The following is an 8,298-nucleotide window of genomic DNA, read 5'->3' on the forward strand; positions in this document are numbered from 1 at the left end:
TTTCTTCAATTTATTGATCTTTGAATTGTAAGTTATGCACATCACTTGTTAACCTGAAACAATAGATTTTTAAAATATTATGTTAACATAAGATATCATGCAAAAGTTAAAAATAAAGAAAATTTAAGGCAAAAAATACCTTTATATTAAATATAAAGATAAAGTTAACAATAAAAGCATAACAAAACTGCTATATGTAGGCAGATTGGAAAAATTGACCCTGCCAGACTTTATGTCCAAAATCAACAAATTGCATACTCACATTAGAGCTAATACATTACAACTACCAGCTTTTTGAGTCACAATTTCCCGATGAACTGAAAATCTACAACAACTCGGTCTTTGTCCGCTATGTGCAGGGAACAACTGCAATAGAAGGAAATACCCTCACTCAAAAACAGGCCGATGAACTGCTTGAACATGGAATAACACCGGCAGGTAAATCGCTTAGAGAATTTTACGAAATAGTCAATTTCAAGAAGCTCGACGAATTTCTTATGCACTTTGAAGGGGACCGCACGCAGCACATGCCCAATAATTTGGGAGTGCAATAACATCCACAAACACCTGCACTTTCCTGGCACTCCCGACCACCTTACCCCTGGACGGGGGCCTTGTCAAAAGAGATATTATCTTCTATGCATATTGGTCAGCCAATGACAAAAACTGTTGGTATAACAGCCCTGATCCCTCCTGAATTAATATATGCATGCCACTGGCAGCCGTTCGATGTGAACAATATCGTGCCCACATCACACACAAGTCCCCGTAGTAAGCTATGCGCATGGACCGCTGTCTGGCGGGATATGATTTTGGATGGTGGAATGTATCTAGATTCACTTGTAGTTGTGGCAGGTGGAGACTGTCATAATGCATTGGTGGATGGGCAAAAAGTGGCAATGAGCGGTAAGCCAACACATTATTTCTTTTATCCTTTTGACCGGGACCCTGAGTATATGGAATCCCAGCTACTTCATCTCACCGAATTCTTAGGAGGCATAAAAGAAACTGGTATGTTCAAACAAGTATGGGATTTGAAACAGAAAGGGAAGGCACTGGACAGACTAAGAGTAGAAGACCGGGTTCGAGCATCTGATGTATTTTCCGCTCTAATTTCATTCAGCGATCTTCAAGGCGATCCTGTTGCATTTGAAAAATGCCTGGATAACATCCTTAGGACGAATGTGGAATATTCCAGCCGGGTGGCCCTTATCGGTGTTCCCCCTATCTATCCTGATTTCCATGAAGTGGCTGAGAGTTTAGGACTGCATATCGTGTATGACGAACTGCCATACGAATTCATTAGATTGGGAGGGGGAGATCTCAGATCCATTGCCAGGAGTTACAGGGATTATTCCTTTTCAGGACCTATTGAGACCAGAATAAAAGTTATCAAAAGGGAACTGGACAAGCGCAACGTAGATGGAGTGATCCATTATACCCAGTTTGCCTGTCATCATACTTTGGAGGACGAGATATTCAGGGAATACCTGGATTATCCTATTCTTACCGTCCAGGGTGACCTGCCTCGGCCGACCCCGGAACAAATAGTACTCAGGCTTGAAGCTTTTTCAGAGATGCTGGAGGTATCAACATGATAGGACTTGATGTGGGTTCTACCACAGCCAAGATTGTACTGCTACATGAAGGGAATGTGACCAAATCGAAAGTTGTGCCCAGTCATCGATGGCAGGAGCTGGTGGATGCTGATATTGATGAAATGCAAATTATTTCCACAGGCTATTTCAGGAAGAAAGTACCCCATAGAGATGCTATAACAGAGATAACAGCTGCAATATTTGGTGTAAAATATCATTTTCCTGAAACACAGATGATCGTAGATATTGGCGGGCAGGATACAAAAGTAATAGACCTTAGAAATAACAGCTTTTTAATCAATGATAAATGCAGTGCGGGCACAGGTGCATTCCTGGAGCTGGCAGCCCATTATTTTGACATTCCGGTAGCATCCCTTGGAGAACTGCACAACAGGGTCCGAGAAGGAGCACAGATAAACAACACCTGTGGTGTGTTTGCCATATCAGAGATGATCTCCCAATTAGTAAAGGGGTATACTATGGAAGAAGTAGTCCATGGAATACATCAGGCCTTTGCCAGGCGTATTTCTCAAATGATCCCCCCGACTGAAAAAGTAACTATGATCGGCGGTACGGTTTTGAATACAGGTATTCTGGATGCCATGAATTCAATATTGAATTCAAAAATAAAAGTGCCGCCCGAACCCCAACTGATAAATGCTCTCGGTGCGGCGCTGTATGGCGAACAAAAGGTATTGAAATAGTTATGTCAGTCTTTTACCCAGGGGCTCTTAAAATCTTCAGAAAGGTTACGCATTCTGTTGATCATTTGATCATGGGCGTTATTAACAGAATCTTGGTCACCTCGTAAAACCAATACTTCCCGCTCTTCGATTGCCCCGTTTTCGTTACTTGTCTTAACCAATCTCATGGTTACTTCCAGATCAAATTCTTCAACTAAATCGACGATAATTGATTCAGGTATGCCTGGAGGTAACAAAAGATCAAACAGACCTTCAAGTTCGTTTGTTTGTTTTTCACCTTGCCCCTCATCTTCAGCGTATTCATCACCGATATATATGTTCTCATCAGTTTGTTCTTTGGATTCTATTTCAGACAAATATATCACCATTATTCCAGTTCTTTATAAAAAAAATGATGTTTATAATTATGCTATACGGTCCCCGGCATGGGGTCCATATACTGCATCATAAACCTCTTCTATATGTACTATCACTGCAGCTTTACCTGGCAGCTTTTTAGAATCTGCCATTGCTTTTGCTTCCTGATATTGATCCCCTTTTTCCAAATAATCTACTGTACCTTTGATCTGATATGATTTACTGGATTCACCATCATAAGCTACCATAGCCAATCTGGGGTTCATTTTTAGATTGGCAGCTGTCTTTTTGAAAAAATTGTCCACTATCAAGATTGTTTCGTCATCAATAAATTTCCACATTCCAACAAAAACCACGTTTGGTTTGCCTGTATTATCTGTAGTTGCAATTGGAAGTGGTTTTTGCTTTTTAATGACTTCTATTACTTCTGTTGTTAGTTTAACCATATTATCACCATTTAATATGTAGTTCAATGTATTCATAAATGTTTTGATGATCGTTCTAAAGTGTTTGAATTAAAATTCTTATTAAAATATCAAGAATGGGATTATATCAGCTTATATCATTCAATAGGCAACCAGGACAGTTAATTCCAGATATCTGTACATTCAAACAGACTTCTGCTATCCACTCCGAGTCGATGTCATCATTCCATACCTTTCCACAATATCCCTGAACCTGCGAAGACTTTATCAAGATATTTCAGGAATCCCACAGGGCCTTATGAACAAATTATTTGAAATGATCAAAGCCCTGCAAAAATAAATTCAACTGACCTTGGTGATATATTTATTACAGTTCACAATATCAGGAATGTATTATGCGAATCGCTGTTATTGCCATCCAGGGAAATGTTGAAGAACACATAACTGCAGCCAAACGGGCCATTGAGGACATGGATATACCTGCTGAGGTTATTCCGGTCCGCCATAGCGGCACAATCCCATCGTGCGATGCCATTATCCTGCCCGGGGGGGAAAGCACGACCCTGGGGAGGTTGATTGCCAGGGAAAGGATGGATATCGAAATAAAGGATGCAGCCACATCTGGCAAGGCTATAATGGGGACCTGTGCAGGTCTGGTACTGCTGGCAAAAGACGGCGGCGAACAGGCAAAGCGTACAGGCCAGAAACTCCTGAAAGTCATGGACATTGATGTAAACCGCAACGCTTTCGGCAGCCAGCGCAATTCTTTTGAGGTCCCGTTGGAGGTTGCACATCTGGACTCACCTTATAATGCTGTATTTATCCGTGCGCCAGCTATCACCTGGGTGGGGCCTGAGGTGGAAGTTATTGCCAGGTTTGAAAAATGGATCGTGGCAGCAAAGCAGGGAAATATACTGGCCCTTTCATTTCATCCTGAACTTACTCAGGATCTTAGGATTCACCATTATTTTTTTGGACTGGTAAAATAACCGTTTTACATATAGATATTTCTTGAACCACCTATCTTCTTTACTCCATTATATGATGCATTTGCGGCATCAGTACCAAGAGCAGCAGCGCAGATAGAACAGCCATACTTCCACCGAAAATAAAAGGTACGGGGGCGCCTAAAATGTCCCATAACAGCCCGGCAATGATACTCGCAAAGAGCATCATCATGCCAGTAGCGGCATAGTATATTCCAAGGGCAGTAGCCCGCTTGTCTGAAGGGACCAGGTCCACTACATAGGCTTTCCCTATGCCTTCAGTCAGTGCCTCATATAATCCGTAGATTATGAAAAGCGGCCATACATAGATACTTTCCTGTATCAATGCGAATCCAAAATACACCCCGGCAAAGACCAGAAACCCTGCTGTCATTATATCTCGCCGCCCTTTTTTATCAGATAATGTACCCAGTGGAAAAGAGAAGAGCGAGTAAACAATATTAAACAGGATATAGGACAATATTACCAGATATGGTGAAAAACCCATTTCCTGTGCCCTCAGAATCAAAAACACATTACTGGAGTTGCCAAGTGCGAAAATAATCGTGATCAGCAGGAACACTTTGTAATGCCTGCCAAACTGGGAGATGTTAAAATAAATCGTATCAGTTCGGGCGCATTTTCGCTCTTCCACAAAAAAAGCAACAAGCAGAATGCTAATCAGTCCAGGTATGAACGCCACCAGAAATACCAGCCTGTAGTTGAGAGAAGTCATATACAACAGTACAAGTGCGATCATTGGTCCCACTACTGCACCGATGGTATCCATTGACCTGTGTAGCCCGAATGACCTGCCCCTGTTAACAGGATCGCATGAATCAGCGATCAGGGCATCACGAGCCGAGGTACGAAGCCCTTTGCCTGTCCTGTCCATCAATCTTGCTATGAGCACATGGGGCCAGCCCAATGCCAGGGCCAGGACAGGTTTTGAGAATGCAGAAATACTGTACCCCAAAACCAGGAAAGGTTTGCGCATACCCTTTTTATCAGAAAACCAGCCCGACACTACCTTCAGAATACTGGCAGCACTCTCTGCCAATCCCTCGATCAGGCCTACCACAGACATAGGTACGCCCAATACCAGGGTAAGAAATAATGGAATGACGGGGTAGATCATCTCACTGGCAATGTCAGTGAACAGGCTTACCAGACCCAGGACGAAGACATTTTTCTTGATACCTGATATCAGAAAATCTGGTTCTTCTTCTGGATGCGTTTTGATTTTGGTCATATTATCTTCAGGCAATATTATATCGACCCTTTCGTTTAGTTTCCCAATTCCATTAAAATTTCAGGGATAACTATGCAGCATTCCCAAACCGCTTCGTCAGAAACTTCTCGATCTCGATTATAAAGAACCCTGGCAGCGCAGCCAGGAACATAATACCCCACCAATCTATTGGTATTGGTGCGGTTCTAAGCGGATTGAACCCAATGTCAGGCAGGACATAGATCAAAAGTAGCTGCAGGCTTATCGTAATTGCAATTCCGGCAAGCAGCCACCTGTTTGAAAACGGGCTGAAGGTAAAAGCCGATTTTGTAATTGAGCGTGCAGTAATGAGATAACACAAATGCACTATGATAACGGTAGTAAATGCTGCGGTCTGGGCTTGCCTTATTATGTCTTCATGAACAACGACCCCATCCACAATTGCGGGCATGCCGTAATATGAATAAATAAAAAATCCAGCTGCTGCCATTGCAATAGAGACCAATCCAACTTTTTTGAAAAATGGTGCTGAAGTTATTTTCTCATTTGGGTCACGTGGCGAACGCTCAAGCAACCCCTTCTCCATTGGCTCCATAATAATTGGAAGTGCAAGTGCTACCGCATCCAAAAGGTTAATCCACAGGATCTGCACTGGCTCTACAGGCAGTCGGTTGTTAAAGAGAATTAAAAAAGGTGAAAGAAGAAGTGCTCCAATTACCAATAAGGACTGTCCTCCATTTGTTGGAAGGGTATAAAGAATTACTTTTTTAATGTTATCGAAAACATACCGTCCTTCTTCTACAGCAGCCACTATGCTGGCAAAATTATCATCAATAAGGATCATATCAGAAGCTTCCTTGCTCACATCAGTTCCGATTATCCCCATAGCAATTCCAATATCTGCAGCCTTCAATGCAGGAGCATCATTCACACCATCTCCGGTGACGGCTACGATATGCCCATGACGCTGCAGCTGTTTAGTAATGCGGTATTTATGTTCAGGTGCTACTCTGGCATATACCGAGACCGATTCCACTATATCGTACAATTGATCATCGCTCATATGTGATATGTCGTCACCCCTTAGCACTGTAGAGGTGGGGCCGCATATCCCAAGTTGTTCGGCAATAGCTTTCGCTGTCAATGCATGATCCCCTGTAATCATTATTGTTCTAATGCCAGCTGAGCGGCATTTTGCAACTGCCTCAATAACCTCCTCTCTTGGAGGATCGATCATTCCCTGAAGTCCCAGAAAAGTAAGTTCCTTTACACAATCAGAGTGGAGTGATGTCTTATCCTTATTCACGGTCTTATACGCCATTGCGAGCACCCGCAAGGCATTCTGCGCCATATCCCCGGCTTTATCTTCAATTATCTGAACAGCTTTTTCATCTAAATGAACCACTTCCCCGTTCACCAAATGGTATGTACACATCTTGAGTACTCGCTCTGGCGAGCCTTTCACATATATTATATTACATGATGAATCGCCTTCATGGAGAGTTGCCATGTACTGTTGTTCAGACTCGAAAGGAATCACATCCATCCTGGGATGTTTTTCGGTTTTTTCGTTGATATCCACAATACCTGCTTTTTCAGCAGATACTATTATTGCCCCTTCAGTCGGATCACCTATTATAGAATATTCTTCTGATTTTTGAATGAGGACTGCATCGTTGCACATATATCCTGCCATCAATGTCTTAATCAGATCAGGATCACACTGAGCCGGGTTGATAATTGCATCCCCTGCAATAAACTCACCTTTTGGTTCATATCCCACTCCAGTTACAGTATAATCCTTTCCACCACAATAGATTCTTGATACTGTCATCTGGTTCTTGGTTAGTGTCCCTGTCTTGTCAGAGCATATCACTGTTGTACTTCCAAGTGTTTCAGCAGCAGGCAACCGTTTGACCAGTGCATTTTTCCGTGCCATTGCCGTTACACCAATAGCCAGTGTTATTGTTATGATTGCTGGCAGTCCTTCCGGAATTGCAGCCACTGCAAGGGATACCGAGGCAAGGAACGCATACTCGATACTGAAATGCCCCAGGTAAATTGCCAGTATAAAATTGAGTAATGTTATGGCAAGTATTATTCTAACCAGAAAGCTTGAAAATTGGTTCATTCTCTGCATCAAAGGAGTAGTGATTTTTTTGATCTCTGTCATGAGTTTTGCAATTCTGCCAATTTCAGTTTGCTCACCTGTTCCTATCACGATCCCCTGGCCTGACCCCTGAGTAATGAAAGTACCACTAAACGCTATGCAGTGCTGGTCTCCAGGTGAAGGATCAGATAAAGGAATTCGGTCAATGCTTTTTGGGACCGGCACAGATTCACCAGTAAGTGCTGATTCATCTGCTCTTATGTGCTTGGCATAGAATAATCTGAGATCTGCAGGAACTCTATTCCCTCCTTCTAAATGTACAACATCGCCTGGAACAAGTTCCCGTGCCGGAATTATGGTATTTCTGCCGTCCCGGGTTACCAGACACTCTGGTACCATCATCTTTTTTAATGCTTCTACGGACTCTTCGGCTTTACCCTCCTGAATAAAACCTATGATGGCGTTGGCGATCACTACTGCCAGGATGACTATTGTATCCATTAACATGTCCAGAACAGTAGTGATAACTGCAGAAATTAAAAGAATGTAGATCAAACCACTATTAAACTGCATCAGTAGGCGAATAATCGGGCTTTTTTTCTTAAATTTCAATTCGTTGTATCCAAAGTGGTCCAACCTTGTTTTTACCTCTTCAGATGTAAGTCCGGAATATCCCGAATTCAGAGCTTCAAATACTTCTTCTACTGGTAACTGGTACCAACTGGTTCCATTTGGCAATTCAATCATCCTTTTGAGGTCTTAGAATTTTTTTAGCGAATTCCCCAACTTATGAAAGTGTACTTCTTACTGATATATGCTTTCCTATTGACATGAATATACTCAGCACCTGCATAAATTACTATTTTTATAGGAATATTATCTAATAA

Annotated in this window: 8 protein-coding genes; 4 read left to right on the forward strand and 4 right to left on the reverse strand. The window is 42.2% G+C overall.

Annotated elements, in window-relative coordinates:
* Positions 1 to 353: 353 nt before the first annotated feature.
* From IBX40_08815 to IBX40_08825, 3 genes are all read left to right on the forward strand, one after another.
* Positions 354 to 554, forward strand: coding sequence for a hypothetical protein (locus tag IBX40_08815; GenBank protein MBE0524413.1), 201 nt, complete (start codon positions 354 to 356; stop codon positions 552 to 554).
* A gap of 102 nt (positions 555 to 656) precedes the next feature.
* Entirely contained in the window at positions 657 to 1,598 is a 942-nt protein-coding gene (locus tag IBX40_08820; protein MBE0524414.1) for a 2-hydroxyacyl-CoA dehydratase, read from the forward strand.
* Positions 1,595 to 2,302 carry a hypothetical protein gene (locus tag IBX40_08825; GenBank protein ID MBE0524415.1) on the forward strand — a complete coding sequence of 236 codons (708 nt, stop codon included), beginning with the start codon at positions 1,595 to 1,597 and terminating at the stop codon, positions 2,300 to 2,302. The genes IBX40_08820 and IBX40_08825 overlap by 4 nt, the downstream gene beginning before the upstream one ends.
* Before the next feature lie 5 nt (positions 2,303 to 2,307).
* Here the strand turns inward: IBX40_08825 and IBX40_08830 are convergent, their stop codons facing one another.
* Both IBX40_08830 and IBX40_08835 read right to left on the reverse strand, forming a co-directional pair.
* On the reverse strand, positions 2,308 to 2,658 hold the full coding sequence (locus IBX40_08830; GenBank protein ID MBE0524416.1) for a hypothetical protein: 351 nt from the start codon (positions 2,656 to 2,658) through the stop codon (positions 2,308 to 2,310).
* A gap of 48 nt (positions 2,659 to 2,706) precedes the next feature.
* Entirely contained in the window at positions 2,707 to 3,105 is a 399-nt protein-coding gene (locus IBX40_08835; protein ID MBE0524417.1) for a pyridoxamine 5'-phosphate oxidase family protein, read from the reverse strand.
* 374 nt (positions 3,106 to 3,479) lie between these two features.
* On the opposite strand from IBX40_08835, the gene pdxT reads away from it, so the two are divergent.
* Positions 3,480 to 4,073 (forward strand): pyridoxal 5'-phosphate synthase glutaminase subunit PdxT, encoded by a 594-nt coding sequence (gene pdxT / locus IBX40_08840; GenBank protein ID MBE0524418.1) that lies wholly within the window; start codon positions 3,480 to 3,482, stop codon positions 4,071 to 4,073.
* Positions 4,074 to 4,113: 40 nt separating this feature from the next.
* Here the strand turns inward: pdxT and IBX40_08845 are convergent, their stop codons facing one another.
* Complete coding sequence (locus tag IBX40_08845; GenBank protein MBE0524419.1) at positions 4,114 to 5,322, reverse strand: MFS transporter; 1,209 nt, start codon at positions 5,320 to 5,322, stop codon at positions 4,114 to 4,116.
* Positions 5,323 to 5,392: 70 nt separating this feature from the next.
* A complete protein-coding gene (locus tag IBX40_08850) occupies positions 5,393 to 8,149 on the reverse strand; it encodes an HAD-IC family P-type ATPase (protein MBE0524420.1) in 2,757 nt (918 codons plus the stop codon).
* Positions 8,150 to 8,298 lie beyond the last annotated feature (149 nt).

The organism is Methanosarcinales archaeon (genome assembly GCA_014859725.1).
GTDB lineage: Archaea > Halobacteriota > Methanosarcinia > Methanosarcinales > Methanocomedenaceae > Kmv04.

Excerpts from the sequence above, each read along its gene's own strand:
- IBX40_08835 (MBE0524417.1), bottom strand. The coding sequence starts at position 3,105 with ATGGTTAAACTAACAACAGAAGTAATAGAAGTCATTAAAAAGCAAAAA.
- IBX40_08845 (MBE0524419.1), bottom strand. The coding sequence starts at position 5,322 with ATGACCAAAATCAAAACGCATCCAGAAGAAGAACCAGATTTTCTGATA.
- IBX40_08820 (MBE0524414.1), top strand. The coding sequence starts at position 657 with ATGACAAAAACTGTTGGTATAACAGCCCTGATCCCTCCTGAATTAATA.
- pdxT (MBE0524418.1), top strand. The coding sequence starts at position 3,480 with ATGCGAATCGCTGTTATTGCCATCCAGGGAAATGTTGAAGAACACATA.
- IBX40_08825 (MBE0524415.1), top strand. The coding sequence starts at position 1,595 with ATGATAGGACTTGATGTGGGTTCTACCACAGCCAAGATTGTACTGCTA.